The sequence below is a fragment of the Dermacoccus nishinomiyaensis genome (genome assembly GCF_900447535.1).
Classification (GTDB): Bacteria; Actinomycetota; Actinomycetes; order Actinomycetales; family Dermatophilaceae; genus Dermacoccus; species Dermacoccus nishinomiyaensis.
In genome coordinates this window covers 474,110-492,751 of sequence record NZ_UFXX01000001.1, presented here as the reverse complement: position 1 = coordinate 492,751, position 18,642 = coordinate 474,110, and the positions used below count along the sequence as shown (strand labels likewise).

Annotated in this window: 16 protein-coding genes, 1 tRNA gene and 1 riboswitch; of the genes, 12 read left to right on the top strand and 5 right to left on the bottom strand. The window is 69.9% G+C overall.

The genetic code is table 11. The annotated features are described in order from the left end of the window. The first annotated feature begins 57 nt into the window (after positions 1 to 57). Positions 58 to 131: transfer RNA gene (locus DYE07_RS02440), tRNA-Pro, on the top strand. A 106-nt stretch (positions 132 to 237) separates the two neighbouring features. Here DYE07_RS02440 and DYE07_RS02435 read toward each other — a convergent pair. After that, positions 238 to 750 carry a mycothiol transferase gene (locus DYE07_RS02435; RefSeq protein ID WP_006943318.1) on the bottom strand — a complete coding sequence of 171 codons (513 nt, stop codon included), beginning with the start codon at positions 748 to 750 and terminating at the stop codon, positions 238 to 240. 47 nt (positions 751 to 797) lie between these two features. On the opposite strand from DYE07_RS02435, the gene DYE07_RS02430 reads away from it, so the two are divergent. After that, positions 798 to 2,294 (top strand): sialate:H+ symport family MFS transporter, encoded by a 1,497-nt coding sequence (locus DYE07_RS02430; protein WP_074039230.1) that lies wholly within the window; start codon positions 798 to 800, stop codon positions 2,292 to 2,294. A 26-nt stretch (positions 2,295 to 2,320) separates the two neighbouring features. On the opposite strand, the gene DYE07_RS02425 is transcribed toward DYE07_RS02430, so the two are convergent. Further along, positions 2,321 to 3,355, bottom strand: a complete 1,035-nt coding sequence (locus DYE07_RS02425) for a G1 family glutamic endopeptidase (protein ID WP_074039231.1) — start codon at positions 3,353 to 3,355, stop codon at positions 2,321 to 2,323. Between the two features lie 168 nt (positions 3,356 to 3,523). Between DYE07_RS02425 and clsA the strand changes: the two genes are divergently transcribed. The 10 genes from clsA to gcvP all read left to right on the top strand — a co-directional run bounded on the left by clsA (position 3,524) and on the right by gcvP (position 12,382). After that, positions 3,524 to 4,117 carry a cardiolipin synthase ClsA gene (gene clsA, locus DYE07_RS02420; RefSeq protein WP_038568009.1) on the top strand — a complete coding sequence of 198 codons (594 nt, stop codon included), beginning with the start codon at positions 3,524 to 3,526 and terminating at the stop codon, positions 4,115 to 4,117. Then, a complete protein-coding gene (locus DYE07_RS02415; RefSeq protein ID WP_006943380.1) occupies positions 4,114 to 5,007 on the top strand; it encodes a DUF881 domain-containing protein in 894 nt (297 codons plus the stop codon). Before clsA ends, DYE07_RS02415 begins: the two co-directional genes overlap by 4 nt. A 24-nt stretch (positions 5,008 to 5,031) precedes the next feature. Then, a complete protein-coding gene (locus DYE07_RS02410; protein ID WP_006943348.1) occupies positions 5,032 to 5,364 on the top strand; it encodes a small basic family protein in 333 nt (110 codons plus the stop codon). Then, positions 5,361 to 6,197 (top strand): DUF881 domain-containing protein, encoded by an 837-nt coding sequence (locus tag DYE07_RS02405; protein WP_050786399.1) that lies wholly within the window; start codon positions 5,361 to 5,363, stop codon positions 6,195 to 6,197. Before DYE07_RS02410 ends, DYE07_RS02405 begins: the two co-directional genes overlap by 4 nt. A gap of 46 nt (positions 6,198 to 6,243) precedes the next feature. Beyond that, positions 6,244 to 6,633 carry a glycine cleavage system protein GcvH gene (gene gcvH, locus DYE07_RS02400; protein ID WP_006943367.1) on the top strand — a complete coding sequence of 130 codons (390 nt, stop codon included), beginning with the start codon at positions 6,244 to 6,246 and terminating at the stop codon, positions 6,631 to 6,633. A gap of 142 nt (positions 6,634 to 6,775) precedes the next feature. Further along, positions 6,776 to 7,222: an FHA domain-containing protein gene (locus DYE07_RS02395; RefSeq protein WP_040014173.1), complete on the top strand. Its 447-nt coding sequence runs from the start codon at positions 6,776 to 6,778 to the stop codon at positions 7,220 to 7,222. 11 nt (positions 7,223 to 7,233) lie between these two features. Continuing rightward, entirely contained in the window at positions 7,234 to 7,911 is a 678-nt protein-coding gene (gene ftsR / locus DYE07_RS02390) for a transcriptional regulator FtsR (RefSeq protein WP_006943372.1), read from the top strand. A 73-nt stretch (positions 7,912 to 7,984) separates the two neighbouring features. Next, complete coding sequence (locus DYE07_RS02385; protein ID WP_216343017.1) at positions 7,985 to 8,458, top strand: bifunctional nuclease family protein; 474 nt, start codon at positions 7,985 to 7,987, stop codon at positions 8,456 to 8,458. A 181-nt stretch (positions 8,459 to 8,639) separates the two neighbouring features. Then, on the top strand, positions 8,640 to 9,263 hold the full coding sequence (locus DYE07_RS02380; protein WP_273542639.1) for a MerR family transcriptional regulator: 624 nt from the start codon (positions 8,640 to 8,642) through the stop codon (positions 9,261 to 9,263). 68 nt (positions 9,264 to 9,331) lie between these two features. Further along, positions 9,332 to 9,427: riboswitch (glycine riboswitch) on the top strand. 87 nt (positions 9,428 to 9,514) lie between these two features. Further along, complete coding sequence (gene gcvP, locus DYE07_RS02375) at positions 9,515 to 12,382, top strand: aminomethyl-transferring glycine dehydrogenase (protein WP_006943382.1); 2,868 nt, start codon at positions 9,515 to 9,517, stop codon at positions 12,380 to 12,382. A gap of 86 nt (positions 12,383 to 12,468) precedes the next feature. On the opposite strand, the gene DYE07_RS02370 is transcribed toward gcvP, so the two are convergent. The 3 genes from DYE07_RS02370 to DYE07_RS02360 are packed head-to-tail and all read right to left on the bottom strand — an operon-like array spanning position 12,469 to position 18,535. Next, positions 12,469 to 13,722 (bottom strand): pyridoxal phosphate-dependent aminotransferase, encoded by a 1,254-nt coding sequence (locus tag DYE07_RS02370; protein ID WP_074039533.1) that lies wholly within the window; start codon positions 13,720 to 13,722, stop codon positions 12,469 to 12,471. Between the two features lie 26 nt (positions 13,723 to 13,748). Continuing rightward, positions 13,749 to 17,345 (bottom strand): AAA family ATPase, encoded by a 3,597-nt coding sequence (locus tag DYE07_RS02365; protein WP_115296256.1) that lies wholly within the window; start codon positions 17,343 to 17,345, stop codon positions 13,749 to 13,751. Continuing rightward, entirely contained in the window at positions 17,342 to 18,535 is a 1,194-nt protein-coding gene (locus DYE07_RS02360; protein WP_115296255.1) for an exonuclease SbcCD subunit D, read from the bottom strand. The genes DYE07_RS02365 and DYE07_RS02360 overlap by 4 nt, the downstream gene beginning before the upstream one ends. Positions 18,536 to 18,642 lie beyond the last annotated feature (107 nt).

Genomic DNA, 18,642 nt, shown 5'->3' with positions numbered 1-18,642 from the left:
GGCCCCGCGTGGGGTATGGTTCATCACGCCCTTCGGGGCTTGCGCCGTGAGGTGCAACGGGCTGTAGCGCAGTTTGGTAGCGCACTTGACTGGGGGTCAAGGGGTCGCAGGTTCAAATCCTGTCAGCCCGACCGAGGACGTTCGGGCCTCACGCGATGGCGTGAGGCCCGAACGTTTCTGTGTTCACCCTCGAGCCTGGTACATGGTGAACCACGGCCTGATGCAGCCCACGGGGCGTCATTCCCCGAGCGACGTCATGCCGGCGACGTAGAGCGCCTGGCCGAGGTGCAGCAGCGCGTCCTCCGTGCAGCTGACGAGACGCGCCCCGCGCGTCACGGGCGGATCCCACGACTCATCGACGACGTCGTCGAGGTCTGCGGCGGACAGCGAGCTGATGTACGCCTTCTGAGCCGCCACGACCGCCTCGAGGTGCTCGAACAGCAACGCGACATCCGTGACGACGACCGCCCGCGCCTGCTCAGGGCTGTGGCCGAAGCCGATCTCGTCATCGTCGACATCGAGTCCGAAGCGCGCATCGAAACCCTGTGCCGTCCAGATCAATTCGTCGCCGGACAACTGCGCGACCTGGGCGTCGATCTCGCGCGCGGTGTGCCACAGCAGCCATGCGATCGAGTTGTCGTGCCCGCCGGGGTGGGCGTTGAGTTTCTCGTGGGTCAGCTGCGGGCGCAGGGACCCGGCCGCGTCGAGGGGGCGCTGTGCGAGGTCGAGCATGAGCGTGATGGCATCCATGGCACCAACGCTACGCCCCCGCTGCAACGACTGCCTATGCTGACGCCATGACGACGCCATCCGCCTCCGAGCGCCCGCCGCGCGACGACGCGCCCGCGTCCGACCTGCCCTGGTACCGCGAGGTGAGCGGGCCGCAGTGGAAGGCGTTCTGGGCCGCCTGGCTCGGCTACCTGCTCGACGGATTCGACTTCGTCATCATCACGCTCGTGCTGACGGAGGTCGCCGACGAGTTCCACCTGTCGACGGTGCAGGCGACGACGCTCATCAGCGCGGCGTTCGTCTCCCGCTGGTTCGGCGGGCTCGTCCTCGGCGCCGTCGCCGACACGATCGGGCGCCGGCAGGCGATGGTCGCAGCGATCGTGACGTTCTCCGTCGGCTCCGCGCTGTGTGCCGTCTCGACCGGCTACCTCATGATGTTCGTCGCGCGTCTGCTCATCGGGTTCGGCATGGCGGGGGAGTACTCGGCGAGCGCGACGTACGTCATCGAGTCGTGGCCGCAGCACCTGCGCAACAAGGCGTCCGCGTTCCTCATCAGCGGCTTCTCGATCGGCGGGGTGCTCGTCGCGCAGCTGTACCGCTTCGTCGTCCCGGCGTGGGGATGGCGGGCGCTGTTCGCGCTCGGGCTCGTGCCGATCGTCCTCGCACTGTGGCTGCGGCGCTCGCTGCCCGAACCCGCGGACTTCGAACACGCCAAGCGCAGCGGCGACCTCGACGCAGCCCCCGACATGTTCACGACGCTCTACCGCGGCGGTCGCGCGGCGCTCAACGTCGTCCTGACTCTGGTGGTGTTCGCCGCGCTGCTCGTCATCTTCACGGGCCACTCGAGCGGCGCGCTCATGACGACGGTGCTCGCGCTCATGACGGCCGCGACATTCGTGTGGTTCCTCGTCCAGTTCGAACCCGAGCGCTGGCCGACGGCGCTCGGCGTCACGCTCGTCGTGTTCACCGTGTTCTTCTTCGCGTGGCCCATCACCGCGCTGCTGCCGACGTACCTCAAGACGGAGCTGCACCTCAGCGCCGCGACCGTCGGTGACGTGCTGTTCTGGTCCGGTTTCGGTACGGCCGCCGGCGCCGTCCTGGCCGGGTTCACCGGCGACCGCTTCGGCACGACGCGCGCCTACTGGGGCAGCCTCGCCCTGTCGATCCCGCTGCTGTGGCCCATCTTCACGATGAGCGGCTCGCACGTCGTCCTCATCGGCGTCATGCTCTTCGTCCAGCAGTGCTTCGGTTCGGGCGTCGGCGGGCTCGTGCCGAAGTGGATGGTCAGCTGGTTCACGCTCGACAAGCGCGCGGCCGGGCTCGGCTTCACCTACAACGTCGGCGCACTCGGCGGCGCCATCTCACCCGTCGTCGGAGCCCAGCTCGCCGGACGCATGCCACTCGGATCGGCGCTCATGACGCTGTCGGCGACGTTCACCGGCGTCGTCATCCTGCTCGTCGCGCTCAAGTTCCCGCTGCGCCTGCAGCGACTCATCCGCCCGAGCGCCGTGCGCCCCGAGGACGGCAGCGACATCGTCACTCGCGCGACGTCACAGGCGGTCTGAGGCATCACGCGCCTCGGAGACCCGCCTCAAGCCGGGCGGCGGTAGCTCACGGAGAACGTGTCACCCGTGCGGCTGATCCCGCTGGGGACGGCGAGTGCGGCGCCGGTGCTCATCGTGATGCGTGTCGACGGCCAACCGGCGAGGTTGCGCGTGCCGTCCTTGCCCTTGGCGTAGACGCTGGAGAAGGTGGGGGAACCGACGTTCGCGAGCGCGCGGGCCCGGCCGTCCGCGCCGCTCGTGCGTTCGAGCACCGCTTCGGCCACGCCGCGCGGTGCCGCACTCGTGCGGTCCGTGCCGACGCAGTCGTTCGTGCGCCAGTTGCACAGCGTGAAGTACGAACGGCCTTCCTTCGCCGCGTAGCGCACCGTCACCTCGACCGCATCGCCGGGCGCGACCGCCAGGTTCGTGATGCGTTCCTGCGCGCGGCTCGGGTAGGTCTCGATCCACGGGTAATAGCTCGTCTTCCACTTCGTGCAGTGCCCGCGCGTGACGGCGGTGCAGACGACATCGAACTCCGTTCCTGCCTGCACGAGCTCGCCCTGCTTCGCGGTGCCTCCGCCGAGCCCGACCCACATGGCCGAGTACCCGTCGCGCCCCGGCCACGATGCCTTGGGCACGATCCAGGTGCCGTGGATGCTCTCAGGGCCGGCGATACTCGCCCGGTATCCCGCCCAGTTCGCGTACGCGGCGGGCTTGACGGGCGCCGGGCGCACCGTCGCCTTCGGGCGGACCATGACGCTGCTGTCGGGCGTCGCCTGCTTGGGCGCGGCGTGCGCAGCTCGCGCCCTCGTCGTGGGCGTGCTCTTGGCCCCACGCATCGTCGCCGGCTTCGTCGAACCCTTCGTCGCGGTGGAGACATGGCGCGCTGACGAGGGCGTCGCGGTCACGTTCTTCGCGCCGGCGCTCTTCGGCGTCGCCTTCTTCGGCGCAGCGTTCTTCGACGTGGCACTCGCGGCGGGCTGGGCGGGGTGCGAAGCACCCGCCATGGCGGACGGCGCGCTCAGCGCGGCGATGGCTGCGACGACGCTCGCGGAGGCGAGCGTGCGGTGGCGGATGGACAAGACCTGTCACTCCTTCGGATGGACGGCTGGTCCCCTCCAACCTATCCACGCAGGCACCGGGCGCCACCGGCGGCGCGCCGAGGCCCGAGGCGCGGATGGCGACGGCCCCCTGTTCACGGGTGGCGCGTCGTGTTCGCCTCCGGGCGTCATCGGACCTAGGGTGGCACCGTGAGCGAGACCCGGGATCCGACGAGTCGCGTGTGGACGGTGCCGAACGCGCTGTCGATGCTGCGGCTGCTCGGGGTGCCCCTGTTCGTGTGGCTGCTGCTCGCCCATCACGACGGTGTGGGTCTCGTCGTCCTCATGATCGCCGGGTTCACCGACTACGCCGACGGCAAGATCGCCCGCAGGTTCCACATGGAATCGCGTCTCGGCGCGCTGCTCGACCCTGCGGCCGACCGGCTCTACATCGCCGCGACGATCGTCTGCCTCGCGATCCGCGGCATCCTGCCGCTGTGGGTCGTGCTCGCCCTCGTGGCGCGCGAGCTGTTCATCCTCGCTCTCGCGCCGACGGTGCGCCGTCACCGGCTGCCGTTGCCGCCCGTGCACTTCATCGGCAAGGCCGCGACGTTCAACCTCCTCTACGCCTTCCCGCTGCTCGTCGTCGCACAGTTCGACGGCACCGTCGGGGATGTCGCCGCTCCCATCGCTTGGGCGTTCGTCATCTGGGGCGTGACGCTGTACTGGCTCGCCGGGCTGCTCTACGCCGTGCAGGTGAGGGAGATGGTCAACGCCGTTCGAGCCCCGCAGGCCGCACGGTGACGCGCCTTCACTGGCGCCGCCACGAACGTCCGGGCGCCGCGCCGCGCGAGGTCGAGGTGCGTGACCCCGCGGCGAGCATGGCGCTCATCTTCGATGCGATGCGTCACCCCATCGACCCCTCGTACGCCGACTCGGCGGCGCGCCGCGAGGCTCAGGGCGCGCCTGCGCGCAGCTGGCGACGCTCACCGCTGCTCATCATCTCCCTGCTGCTCATCGGCCTCATGGTCGGCGCGGCCGCGCACGCGCTGCGCGTGCCCCGCGCCGTCGCGCAGGATCGGCACGCACAGCTCGTCGACCAGATCGAGAGGAAGCAGAGCGACAACGACGACGCCTCCGCCGAGCTCACGCGGCTGCGCGACGACGTCGCGTCGGCGCAGAAGGGCGCTCTCGATCGTCAGTCGCAGGCGGGGCTGAAGAAGACGCTCGACGACGCGACGCGGACGGCGGGCCTCGCCGAGGTTCGCGGCCCGGGCGTCGTCATGACGGTGTCGAACCCCGACACCAAGGACGCCGACTCGGCTGACAGCGATCCACGCACCGGGAACGCCGCGGACGCGGTCACCTCGACCGACCTGCAGCAGCTCGTCAACGGGTGGTGGCAGGCCGGCGCCACCGGTATCGCCATCAACGGCCAGCGCGTCACGTCGATGACGGCGATCCGGTTCGCGGGCTCGGCCGTCCTCGTCAACTTCCGCCCGCTCACGCCGCCGTACGAGATCAGCGTCATGGGACCAGACGACATGCAGAAGACCTTCACCGGCTCGTTCGCCGACCAGTACGCCGCGAGTCTGCGCAAGTCCGGTTTCGGCGTGACGAGCAACGCCTCGAACGACGTCGACCTGCCCGCCCTCGACAGCGTGCACGTCACGCACGCCCGCATCGTTCCCTGACGCACCACCCCCGAGGAGAACACGTTGTTACCTGCCATCGGACTCGCAGTCGGCCTCGCCCTCGGGCTGTGGCTGCACCCCGACGTCCCCGTGTGGATGCAGCCGTACCTGCCGATCGCCGTCATCGCCGCGCTCGATGCGCTGTTCGGTGGTCTGCGCGCGGCGCTCGACGGCATCTTCGACGACAAGGTCTTCGTCGTGTCGTTCCTGTCGAACGTCGTCGTCGCAGCGTTCATCGTCTTCCTCGGCGACCAGCTCGGCGTCGGCAGTCAGCTGTCGACGGGTGTCGTCGTCGTTCTCGGCTTGCGCATCTTCACGAACGTCGCCTCCATCCGTCGTCACATCTTCAAGGCATGAGTGCCCCCGGCATGCGCACACCTGCTGACGAGCCCGCGACCCCGCGTGAGACGACGCCCGAGGGGCAGCTCGACGCTCAGGCCCCGCACGGGTCCGAGCCTCGGCCCGAGAACCCCTGGGGCGAGAACTCCTCAGACGCGGGCTCGCCGCCCCAGGCGCACCACCGTCCGTGGAAGCGGTTCGCGTTCGGCGGCCCCGGCACCGGCGTCGGGACCCTCGCGGCGTCCGTGCTCGCGCTCGGGCTGGGCTTCGCCGTCATGACGCAGGTGCGTCAGCACGAGAAGTCCGGCCTGGACAACCTGTCGCAGTCCGACCTCGTGGCGCTGCTGTCGACCGTGCAGGATCAGTCGGCGCGCCTCGAGACGGAGCTGGGCGACCTGCGCGAGAGCAAGTCGAAGCTGGCCTCCGGCGGTGACCGAGCCGCCGTCGAGGACGCGCAGAAGCGACTCGACCAGATGCGCATCCTCAACGGCAGCGTCGCCGTCAGCGGCCCCGGCATCACGATCAGCGTCGACGGCGGTGAGAAGGTGACGTCCGCGAACGTGCTCGACGCCGTGCAGGAACTGCGGGACGCGGGCGCCGAGTCGATCGACGTCGGCGGTCACCGCGTCATCGCCTCGACGTGGTTCTCGGACGTCGACGGATCGGCCGGCGTGCAGGGCGACAAGCTGCCCTCGACGTTCACGATCACGGCCATCGGCGATCCGCACACGATGAGCACCGCAATGGCCATTCCGGGTGGTGTGACGGATACGCTGACACAAGCAGGCGCCCGGGTTAAGGTCACCGAGGGCGCCACGAACAAGATCACCTCGATCGCCGGGGCGAAGTGAACCCCACCGTGTTCGCCGACACCACGACGACCAACCAAGGAGAGTCATGAGCGATCTTCAGTACCCCGCCGACCTGCGCTACACCGAGGACCACGAGTGGGTGGCCGACAAGGGCGAGGGCACAGTGCGCGTCGGCATCACGTCGTACGCCCAGGACGCTCTTGGTGACGTCGTCTACGTCAGCCTGCCGGCCGTCGGCGACACCGTCACCGCCGGTGAGTCGTGCGGCGAGGTCGAGTCGACGAAGTCGGTCAGCGACCTGTACTCCCCGCTCGACGGCGAGATCGTCGCCGTCAACGACACGCTGGACGCCGAGCCGGGCACGGTCAACACCGACCCGTACGAGTCGGGTTGGATGTTCGAGATCCGCGTCTCCGACGCCTCCGCCGTCGAGGCCCTCATGGACGTCGAGGCCTACCGCGCCTCGCTCGACTGAGCTCCTCGAGGACCAGACCACCCGGCGATTGCACGACGATCGCCGGGTGACGGTATTCTGACCAACAATTCCGAGCCCTCCAGCCCTTCGCGGCTGAGGCGAGATCCACGAACGGCGTCGTCGCGGCGCGGGGGTGCACACCATGGTTGACGAGCAGAACACCTACGTCGGTGACGCCACGACGATCGGCGTCCCTGGCTCGCACGAGGCCGCTGCGACCTTGTCGACGGAGGCGCCGCGCAGCCTGTCGCCCGCCGACCAGGCCATGGTCGAGGCGTTGCGCCCGAACACCGCCCTGCTCATCGCCCTCAGCGGGCCCAACGCCGGGGCGCGCTTCCTGCTCGACGCCGCCGAGGTCAGCGCCGGGCGTCACCCGAAGAGCGACATCTTCCTCGACGACATCACCGTCTCGCGACGTCACGCGATCTTCGTGCGTGACGAGGATGGCTACAGCGTGCAGGACATCGGCTCGCTCAACGGCACGTACGTCGCGCGTCAGCTCGTCGACCAGGCGAAGCTGCGCACCGGTGACGAGGTCATGATCGGCAAGTACCGTCTCACCTACTACGCGGCCCCGACGAAGGCCTGAGGGCTTCACGCATGGCGCACGGTCTCACGATCAGCGGTGTTCTCGACGAACTGCGCGAGGAGTTTCCCGACCTCACCGTCTCCAAGGTCCGTTTCCTCGACGCGCAGGGGCTCGTTTCGCCGAAGCGCTCCGATTCGGGCTACCGCCGCTACTCACACGAGGACATCGACCGCCTCCGCTTCGTGCTGCGCGCGCAGCGTGACCGCTTCTGGCCGCTCAAGGTCATCCGTGACGCCCTCGACGCCTACGATCGCGGTCTCACCCCGGACGAGGACGTCATGGCGACTGCCGTGCCCGCCGTCCCCGCTCAACACGTCGACGAAGACGTCCCGAGCGAGGAACAGCTCACGGCCGCGCCCCGCGAGAACCTGTCGCTGACGCGCGACGAACTGGCCCGTGGGGCTCAGGCGAGCACCTCGCTCATCGACGACCTCGTGACCTTCGGCCTCATCCGCGCTGATTCCGGTGGTCACTTCGACGCCGACGCACTCGCCGTCGCGACAGCTGCTGCCGGGCTCGCTGAGTTCGGTGTGCAGGCCCGTCACCTGCGTCCGTTCCGCCTCGCCGCCGACCGTGAGGTCGGTCTCGTGGAGCAGGTGCCGCTGCGTGACACGACGCAACGCGTGACGATCGCTCAGCGCGCTCTCGCGCTGCACATCGCGCTCGTCAAGGCCGGCCTGCGTCACTGACGGTGCTCGCCACGCCCCGAGCGCGAGCGACCGGCACGCGCCGATGCGGCGTCGACGGAGTAGCGTGGTCGTCGTGAAACGCGCTGAGATCGCCGGAATCCGCATGGACGTCCCCACCGCAAGCCCCGTGCTGCTGCTGCGGATCGAATCGGGCCCCATCCACGTCCCATTGTGGATCGGTTCGTCCGAGGCCTCCATCATCGCCCTGTACGCCGAGGGCGTCGAAGCGCCCCGCCCGCTGACGCACGATCTGCTCCTCGACGTCGCCGCCGCCTCCGGTCGCGCCCTCGACCACGTCGAGATCTCGCGTCTCGTCGACGACGTCTTCGAGGCGAGCCTCGTCTTCGACGACGGCGGCCGCGTCGATGCGCGCGCGAGTGATGCCGTGGCCCTCGCCGTGCGCGCCCAGACGCCGATCCTCGTCGACGACGCCGTCGTCACCGCCGCTGGGCTCGAGGTGGCCGACGAGCAGGAGGAAGAGGTCGAGAAATTCCGCGAATTCCTCGACCAGGTGAGCGCCGACGACTTCGAGGAACCGGGCGAATGAGTTAACCCTCAACTTAACGTTGAGCTGTAGCGCAGGGGTGGAACTCACCGTCGACTCGAACGTGAATGTTCGTGATCAGACCGTGATGGCGCGTCATGACGGGAAATCTTTCCGGCGTGTCGCGTGTCGAATCGTTGCCCGGCGCGACCCGCGCCCGTACCGTTGAGGGAGTCAAGAGGGCGTGCTGCACGTGCTCACGTCTTTGTTCTTCCAGGAGGTCGCCGTGGTCAGCACCGGCAAGGCGCACGAATCGCAGAAGCAGGTTCATGCGCCGCTCGATGCGGATGTCAGCCGTACCGCAGCGCTCGACGACGCTACGCTCGGCTACCGCGGCCCCGCCGCCTGCCGCGCGGCGGGCGTCACCTACCGTCAGCTCGACTACTGGGCCCGCACGGGTCTGCTCGAGCCGTCGGTGCGCAACGTCAGCGGCTCCGGCCACCAGCGTCTGTACTCGTTCCGCGACGTCCTCGTCCTCAAGGTCATCAAGCGCCTGCTCGACGCGGGTGTCTCCTTGCAGCAGATCCGGGTCGCCGTCGCGGCGCTACGCGACCACGGCGTGCGCGAGCTGGCGGGCATCACGCTGATGTCCGATGGCGCGTCCGTGTACGAGTGCACGAGCGACGACCAGGTCATCGACTTGCTGCGCGGCGGCCAGGGTGTGTTCGGCATCGCGCTCGGTTCGGTCTGGCGCGAGGTCGAGGGCACCCTCGCCGAACTGCCGAGCGAGCGCCCCGACGCCACCGAGATGGCCGAGCACCCCGGCGACGAGTTGCGCCGCCGTCGCGTCGCGAAGAAGGCCGGCTGACCCGCCTCTTTTCGTCCGTTCGAGTACCCGATACCCGCGAGGGGTGTCGGGTACTGTGGTGTTCGCTGTCGAACCTGGCGGGAGAGACCTGTTGCCGCGAGCACGGGCGCCGAAGGGGCAAGCCTCCCCGCAACCTCTCAGGCGAAGTGGACCGTCCAGGTGAAGCAACTCTGGAGCGCGTGCGTGTGACAGAGGGGGAGTAGCCAGCCAAACGGCTGGCCGTCACCCACGACGTGTCACGGGAGTCCTCCATGACCAGCGAATCGCTCGCCCCCTTCGTCGCCCGCCACATCGGCCCCGGCGACGACGATCTCGACCACATGCTCGAAACGATCGGTGCGAGCTCGCTCGACGATCTCATCGCGCGTGCGGTGCCGCAGACGATCGCGCAGCAGCGCCCCCTCGCCCTCGATGCCGCGCCGTCGGAGGCCGCCGTCCTCGCCGAGCTGCGGGAGAGGGCGTCGCGCAACGCGGTGCTCACCTCGATGATCGGCCTCGGCTACTACGGCACGCACACCCCGGGTGTCATCAAGCGCAACATCCTCGAGAACCCGGCCTGGTACACCGCTTACACGCCGTACCAGCCGGAGATCAGCCAGGGCCGCCTCGAGGCGCTGCTCAACTTCCAGACCGTCGTCACCGACCTCACAGGGCTCGCGACGGCCGGTTCGTCGTTGCTCGACGAGGCGACCGCCGTCGCCGAGGCGATGACGCTGATGCGCCGCGTCAGCAAGGCGCCCAAGGATGCGGTGCTCCTGGTCGACGCGAAGGTCATGCCGCAGAGCATCGCCGTGACACAGACCCGCGCGACGCCGCTCGGGCTCGACGTCATCGTCGCCGACCTGCGCGGTGTCGACTCGACCGAGGCCCTCGTCGAGGCGGCCGGTGGTCGCAGCGTGTTCGGCGTCGTCGTCCAGTACCCGGCGGCGGACGGTCAGATCGTCGCGTGGAAGAAGCTCGCCGACGCCGCGCACGAGCACGGCGCCCTCATCACCGCCGCGACGGACCTGCTCGCGCTGACGCTGCTCGCCTCGCCCGGTTCGTGGGGAGCCGACGTCGCCGTCGGCAGCTCGCAGCGCTTCGGAGTCCCGATGGGTTTCGGTGGCCCGCACGCCGGATTCATGGCCGTCCGCTCCGGCCTGGAGCGCAACATGCCGGGCCGCCTCGTCGGCGTCTCGGTGGACGCGGACGGCAACCAGGCGTACCGCCTCGCGCTGCAGACGCGTGAGCAGCACATCCGCCGCGAAAAGGCGACGTCGAACATCTGCACCGCCCAGGTGTTGCTCGCCGTCATGGCGTCGATGTACGCCGTTTACCACGGCCCTCAGGGGCTGAAGGCGATCGCCGAGCGTGTCCACGAGACCGCTCGCCGCCTCGCGACGGCGCTGCCGAAGGCCGGCCTCGAGGTCGAGCACGACACGTTCTTCGACACCCTCGCGGTGCGCGCCGAGGGTCGCGCCCAGTCGCTCGTCGACTCGGCCCTCGAGCACGGCGTCAACGTGTGGAAGGCCGATGACGACACCGTCTACGTCAGCGTCGACGAGACGACGAGCGAGGACGAGCTCGACGCGCTCGGCGCCGCATGGGGCTTCCGCGCCCGTGAGGCGGCGGAGAACACGGCGTGGCCGAAGGAGATCGAGCGCACGGAGGAATACCTCACGCACCCGGTGTTCAACAGCCACCACAGCGAGACCGCGATGCTGCGCTACCTGCGTCGCCTCGCCGACCGCGACTACGCGCTCGATCGCGGCATGATCCCACTCGGTTCGTGCACGATGAAGCTCAACGCCACGACCGAGATGGAAGCGGTGACGTGGCCCGAGTTCGCTCACCTGCACCCGTTCGCGCCCGCCAACCAGAACGAGGGCATCCGCGAGCTCATCGCCGACCTCGAGGGCTGGCTGTGCGAGATCACCGGCTACGACGACATCTCGTTGCAGCCGAACGCCGGCTCGCAGGGTGAGTTCGCCGGCTTGCTCGCGATCCACGCCTACCACGAGGCGAACGGTGAGGGGCACCGCAACATCTGCCTCATCCCCGCCTCGGCGCACGGCACGAACGCGGCGTCGGCCGTCATGGCGGGCCTCAAGGTCGTCGTCGTCAAGACGGCCGCCTCGGGTGAGGTCGACCTCGACGACTTCAAGGCCAAGCTCAAGGAGCACGGCGAGAACCTCGCGGCCATCATGATCACCTACCCCTCTACACACGGTGTGTTCGAGGACACGATCACCGAGATCTGCAGCCTCGTCCACGAGGCCGGTGGCCAGGTGTACGTCGACGGCGCCAACCTCAACGCGATGGTGGGGCTCGCTCAGCCGGGCAAGTTCGGCGGCGACGTGTCGCACCTCAACCTGCACAAGACGTTCTGCATCCCGCACGGCGGCGGTGGCCCCGGCGTCGGCCCGGTCGCGGTGCGTGAGCACCTCGCGCCGCACCTGCCGAACCACCCGCTGTTCGCGGAGGCCGGTCCCGCCACGGGCGTCGGCCCGATCTCGGCGGCGCCGTTCGGCTCGGCGAGCATCCTGCCGATCTCGTGGGCGTACGTGCGTCTCATGGGCGGCGAGGGGCTGACGAAGGCGACGCAGATGGCCGTCGTCAACGCCAACTACGTCGCGAAGCGTCTGCGCGAGGCCTACCCGGTGCTCTACGCGGGTTCCGACGGTCTCGTCGCGCACGAGTGCATCCTCGACCTGCGTCCGCTGACGAAGGAGTCGGGCATCACCGTCGACGACGTCGCCAAGCGCCTCATCGACTACGGCTTCCACGCCCCGACGATGAGCTTCCCCGTCGCGGGCACGCTCATGGTCGAGCCGACGGAGTCCGAGTCGCTCGAGGAGCTCGACCGCTTCGTCGACGCGATGCTCGCCATCCGCGCCGAGATCCAGGACGTCATCGACGGCAAGGTCGCCGCCGACGAGTCGGCCCTGCGTCACGCGCCGCACACCGCGGAGTCGTTGACGAGCGACTGGGAGCACCCGTACGAGCGTCGCGACGCCGTCTACCCGGGCTCGACCGACCCGCGCAGCAAGTACTGGGCGCCCGTTCGCCGCATCGACGGTGCGTACGGCGACCGCAACCTCATCTGCTCCTGCCCGGCGCCCGAGGCTTACGAAGGCTGATGAGGAGCTGATGCGCCGCTGCTGACAGCGCCGCGACGAACGGCCGCTCACCCTCGGGGTGAGCGGCCGTTCGTCGTCTGCTGCCGTCAGGCGCGTTCGGGCACGAGGTCGCCGGTGCCGGCGCGGTGGCGGTAGTCCTCGAGGAAGTCGGCGATGCGTCCGATGGCCTCTTCGAGCACGTCGACGTCGGGCAGCGTGACGAGTCGGAAGTGGTCGGGGGCGACCCAGTTGAAGCCCGTGCCGTGCGTGACGAGGATCTTCTTGGCCCGCAGGAGGTCGATGACGAAGTCCTGGTCGTTGTCGATCGGGTAGATCTCGGGGTCGAGGCGCGGGAAGGTGTAGAGCGAGCCCATCGGCTTGACGCAGCTGACGCCGGGGATCTCGTTGAGCATTCGCCAGGCCAGCATCGATTGTTCGTAGAAGCGGCCGTCGGGCCCGATGAGCTCGTTGATCGACTGGTAGCCGCCGAGCGCGGTCTGGATGGCGTGCTGCGCGGGCACGTTGGCGCACATGCGCATGTTGGCGAGCAGCGTCAGACCCTCGAGGAAGTCCTCGGCGAGGTGCTTCGGCCCGGAGATCATGACCCAGCCGGCGCGGTAACCGCACACGCGGTAGGCCTTGGACAGGCCGCTGAAGGTGAGGCACAGGACGTCGTCGCCCGCGAACGTCGCGGCGTGGTGGTGCACAGCGTCCTCGAACAGGATCTTCTCGTAAATCTCGTCGGCCATGACGACGAGGTCGTGGCGGCGCGCGATGTCGACGAGGCCGCGCACGACATCCTCGGAGTAGACGGCGCCCGTGGGGTTGTTCGGATTGATGATGACGATGGCGTGGGTGTTCTCGGTGATCTTCGACTCGATGTCCGCCAGATCCGGGTTCCAGCCGTTCTCCTCGTCGCACAGGTAGTGCACGGGCGTACCGCCGGTGAGGGAGACCGCACCGGTCCACAGCGGATAGTCGGGGGCGGGCACGAGGATCTCGTTGCCGTCGTCGACGAACGCCTGCAGCACCATCGTGATGAGCTCGGAGACGCCGTTGCCGATGTAGACGTCCTCGACCTGCGTGTCCTTGAGGCCGCGGCTCTGGTAGTACTGCGCGACGGCCGTGCGCGCCGAATAGATGCCGCGGCTGTCGCTGTAGCCCTGCGCGTGGTGCAGGTGGTGCTTCATGTCCGCGAGGATCGCCTCCGGCGCCTCGAATCCGAACGGCGCCGTGTTGCCGATGTTGAGCTTCAGGATCTTGTGACCCTCGGCCTCGAGCCGCTGCGCCTCCTCCAGGATCGGGCCACGCACGTCGTAGCGGACGTTCTGGAGCTTGTTCGACTGTCGGATCGCACGCATGAGCACAGGTTTTCACACCGCGTCGCTCAGGGCGTGGTAGACACGGCATTCGGGACGGCGGCGTGCCCCGGCGCGGACGTCGTCCGCACGCTCGAGCCCTCGGAGGTCTTGACGACCTCGACGTGCGTGGGGATGCGGGCGCGCAGTTCGGTGACGTGGCTGACGACGCCGACGAGCCGTCCGCCCTCTCGCAGCGAGTCAAGCACTTCCATGACCTGCTCGAGCGTGTCCTGATCGAGGCTGCCGAACCCCTCGTCGACGAACAGCGTGTGCAGTTCCAGGCCGCCTGAGTCGGCGCGCACGGCATCGCCGAGGCCGAGTGCGAGGGCGAGGGAGGCCATGAACGCCTCGCCGCCTGAGAGCGTGGCGGTGTCGCGTGAGCGCCCCGTCCACGCGTCGACGACGAGCAGCCCGAGGCCGCTGCGCTGGTTGCCCTTGGCTCGTTCGTCGGTGTAGCGCAGCTGGTAGCGCCCGTCCGTCATCGTCGCCAGACGTTCGTTGGCCATCTGCGTGACCGTCTCGAGGTGCGCCGCGAGCACGTAGCTCGTCAGCCGCATGCGGCGGGTGTTCTCGCCGGTGCCGGTGAAGCTCGCAGCGAGTTCGGCCGTCTCCGCGGCGCGCTCGGCCATCGGCAGATAGGTGCGGACGGCGTCGGCCACCTGGTGGCGCACCGAGTCGAGCACGGCCTGAGTCTGCTGCCACTTGACGGCGACCGTCGTGGCCTCTTGGGCCCGGCGGGTCAGCACCTCGGCACGCTGGGTGAGCCGCGCCGGATCGGCGGCCGGGGTGAAGGCTGCGATGCGCACCTGCTCGTCCTCGAGGCTCGTCTGTGCCGCGGCGACCCGGCGGACGGCGTCGTTCCAGGTGGCGTCGAGGCGGGCGCGCTCGTCCTCGGGCAGGGCCAGTGCGCGCGCCTGTTCGATCGTGTCGTGTCCGGCGACGGCGAGTTCGTCCGCCACGGCCTGGGCGGCACTGCTGGCGGCCTGCTCCGCGTGCTGAGCGTCGCGCTGGGCGCGCTCGACGTCATCGATGAGGCGTCGACGCTCGGTGACGGCCGCCAGCGCCGCCGCGACGAGCGACGGCTCGAGCGGTGCGGGGGAGCCGGGCTGGTCTTTCGCCACCTCGGCGCGCGCGCCGAGCCCGTCGGCGACTGCCTCCATGCGTTGCGCCGGCATCAGCGACCCCGGCGGCGTCGAGCCCGCCGCCGGGCTCGACGGCTGCTGCGACTGGTACGAACCCGTCCCGGAGGCCGCGCTGCGCGGCGGCCAATCGACGCCGAGAGCGGCCAGGGTGGCCGACGGGACCGCCTGCAGCGCAGTGGTGAGGACGCCGAGCGCGTGCTCCGTGGCCGTTCGAGCCTCACCAACGGCGCTCTGCGCTCCCACGCAACGCTCCTCGGCCGCGCTCAGCGCGGAAAGTGCCTTCGTGTGGGCGGCTTCTACGCTCGAGAGCGCCGCGCGTGCTTGGGTTGCTTCGGCAGACAGTGCAGCGGCCGTCGTCGTGAGGTCGGTGAGCGCGCGCGTGACGGCGTCGGCCAAAGCCTCGCCGGCCCGCGCGTCTTCGGCCGGTGCATCGTCGTTCCGCTCATCGTCGGCTTGGGCGCCATCGTCAAGCGAAGCATCGTGGTTCTGTACGTCGCCGGCCGGCGTGCCGTTGTCGCCCAGAACGTCGGCCGCCAGGACGACGTCCTTTCGTGCGTCGTCATCATCATCGGTGCTGAGCCACGTCCTCAGCGCGTCGGCATGGCCCAGGCGGCGCGCGGTGGTCTCGACGTGGTCGAGGTGACGTAGCTGCGCCGGGTCATCGTGCGCGCGTGCCGTCGACAGATCGTCGGCGAGCGCCTCGACCGCGACGCGCAGTTCGTCGTGATGCGCGGTCACGGCCTCGTCGAGGTGCCTCAGGCGTTCACGGGCCGCGCTCGCGGAGGCGCCGGCGCGCAGCCGGGCCGCGTCGGCCTCGCCGGCCCGCTGCTCGGCCTGCTCGATCTGCTCCGCGCCGGGAGCGTCATCGGCGGGGCTCGCCGGGCTCGGGTGCGTGGCTGAACCGCACACGGGGCACGGTTCGTCAGGTGCGAGAGCTGCACCCAGTTCGCCCGCGATGCCGGCCAGACGCGCCTCGCGCAGCCGCAGCACTTCGCGCTCCGCCGCCGCGTGGGCGCGTACGGCTTCGGTCTCGCGTGCCTCGGCCTTCGCGAGGGCGTGGGCCAGCTCAGGGCGACGCGCCGCCTCACGGCGCAGTCGCGCCAGGGCAGCCTGCGCATCTGACGGGTCAGGCAGCGTCGCCACGAGTGTCGCGACCTGGTCGTGCTGCTGGCCGGCGCGCGTCACGGCGCCTTCGGCCCGCGTGGTCGCTGCCTGGGCCTCGGCGAGACGCGCCTCTGCGTCATGCAGCTGCGCCACTGCACGAACCTCGCGCGTCTGCGCCGATGCCACATCGCGTGCGCTCGACTCGGCGTGACGCAGCGCGTCACTCACCGCCTCGAACCAGCCGTCGGTGAGCTCGGGGGAGGGCCAGCCACTCTCGGGCACGTGCACGCCCCGTTCGCGCAGCGCCGTCTCGGCCCGCGTGACGGCCTCCACCGCGCGTTCGGCATCCGCAGCCGCGGTGCCGGCGCGCGCGTGCAGCCTCAGCGCCCCGGCCACAGACGCCGCGTCGTCGAGGGTGCGGCGCACCGAAGCCAGCCGGTCGGCGGGCCATTCGGCGATGACGTCCGCCGCCTCCTGGGCGCGTGCGCGCAGCAGGGTGCGGGCGGCTTCGTCGTCGGCGGCACGGCTCGCACGTCGCGCGCGCATCTCACTGGTGCGCGCCGCGTGCTCGAGAGCGTCGCGGCGTTCGGTGACCTCACGGACGACGGCGCGCAGACGCTCGGGTAGCTCGGGTACGCCCGCGCTGACGGCGTCGGCGCTCGGCGCATCGACGCTGACGTCGAACGGCGCCTCGAGGGGCTCGTCGAGGCGGGCGAGCGCGTCGTCGATGATCGTCAGGTGGCTGCGGATGCGTTCGAGTGACGTGTCGCGCTCGCGGGCACGCTGATTCTTCGCCTCCGTGAACCACGTCTCGACGGCGTCGAACCGGCTGACGTCGAAGAGGCGTTCGAGCAGGATGCGACGATCTTCCGGCTTGGCGCGCAGGAATTGAGCGAACTCGCCCTGTGGCAGCAGCACCACCTGCGCGAACTGCTCGAGTCGCATGCCCAGGGTGTCGCTCATCATGTCCGCGGCCTCGTCGATGCGCTGCGAGACGAGATGCCATGCGTTGTCGCGCCATTGGCTGAGAAGCACCGACGCCTGACGCGTCGTCGTGCCCGTGCCGCGGCGTTTGGGCGCCTCCCACTGGGGGGTGCGCTGCACGCGCCAGCGGGTGCGTCCGACGCTGAACTCGAGCTCGACGCGCGGCTCGGCGAACGGTTCGGCGTGGTGGCTGCGCAGGCTCTGACGCAGCGACTTGCGGGCGCCGGGCACGTCGCCGAACAGCGCGAACGCGATGGCGTCGAGCAGCGAGCTCTTGCCGGAGCCGGTGGGACCGTTGATGAGCAGGATGCCCTGATCGAGGGCGTCGAAGTCGATGTGCTCGCGCCCGGGGAAGGGCCCGAACGCCTCGAGGGTGAGCGAGTGCAATCTCATCGCAGGGCCTCCAGGTCGAACATCGAGCCGTCGTCGCGCATGGTCTCGGCGTCGTGGCGGTTCGCCGCGGCGACGGCGTGGCCGATGGCGGTGCGTTCGGTCGCGTTGGGACCGCGTCCCCCGCGCACGTGGGCGAGGAAGTCGCAGCACAGCTCGACGTCGTCGCGCCCGGCGAGGCGCTCGGCGTACGTGAGCGGCGCATCATCCTTGCGGGCCGATTCGAAGGAGAGCCGCAGGGTGTGCGGGAAGCGGGCTCGCAGCCGATCCATCGCCGCGGCCGGCCGAATCTCGTCGGTCAGCGTCACCTGGCACCAAGCCGCCTCGGCGTGGGCGAGTGCGGGCTCGGCGAGCAGGTGGTCGAGTTCGCCGACGAGCGTCGCGAGCGGGCGGTGCACGGGCGCCTCGATGAATTCCCCACGCGCGGCACCACGTGTGACGTCGATGAGCCACGTGCCCTTCGTGTGGCCTGCCTCGCTGAACGACATCGCGACGGGGCTGCCGCTGTAGCGCACGTGCTCTTCGAGCGTCTGCGGGCCGTGCAGGTGCCCGAGCGCGGCGTAGTCGAAGCCTGACACGACGGACGTGGGTACCTGGCCGAGGCCGCCGACGCTGATGTCGCGCTCTGAGTCGCTCGTCGTCGCCCCGGCGAAGTACGCGTGCGCCATCGCGACGACGGGCGCGCCGTTGTAAGGCACCTGGGCTCGCGAGCGCGCGACCGCCTCGCTCAGCACCGCCCGATGCGTTCCCTCATCGAGGCCGAACACGCCCGCAGCTACCGACGGTTCGAGGTAGGGCAGCGCGACGACGTGACCGGCGATCTCGTCGCTGCCGCGCCGCGGCACCGCCACCGGCCGGGTGATGCCCTCATAGGCGGCGCGGATGTGCAGACCCGCATGCTCCATGATGCGCGAGCCGAAGTTGAGCCGGGACGCCGAGTCGTGGTTGCCGGAGGTGACGACGACGCGAGCGCCGGTGTCGAGCAACCGCCACAGGGCGTCGTCGAGCAGTTCGACGGTGCGCGGGTTGGGCAGCGCCCGGTCGTACACGTCTCCGGCGACGAGGACGGCGTCGACCTGCTCGTCGCGCGCGAGGTCGACGAGATGGTCGAAGTAGGCGGAGTGAGCCTCACCGAGGCCCTCGCCGTGGAACGAGCGGCCCAGGTGCCAGTCGGACGTGTGCAGGATGCGCATGTCTCACACGCTAGAGGTGAGCGCCGACAATCGCGGAATCCCGCGGAAGAAGCAGCCTGAATCGACGTCACACAGCTCGTGCGACCAGGGCACAGAACGCAGGTACG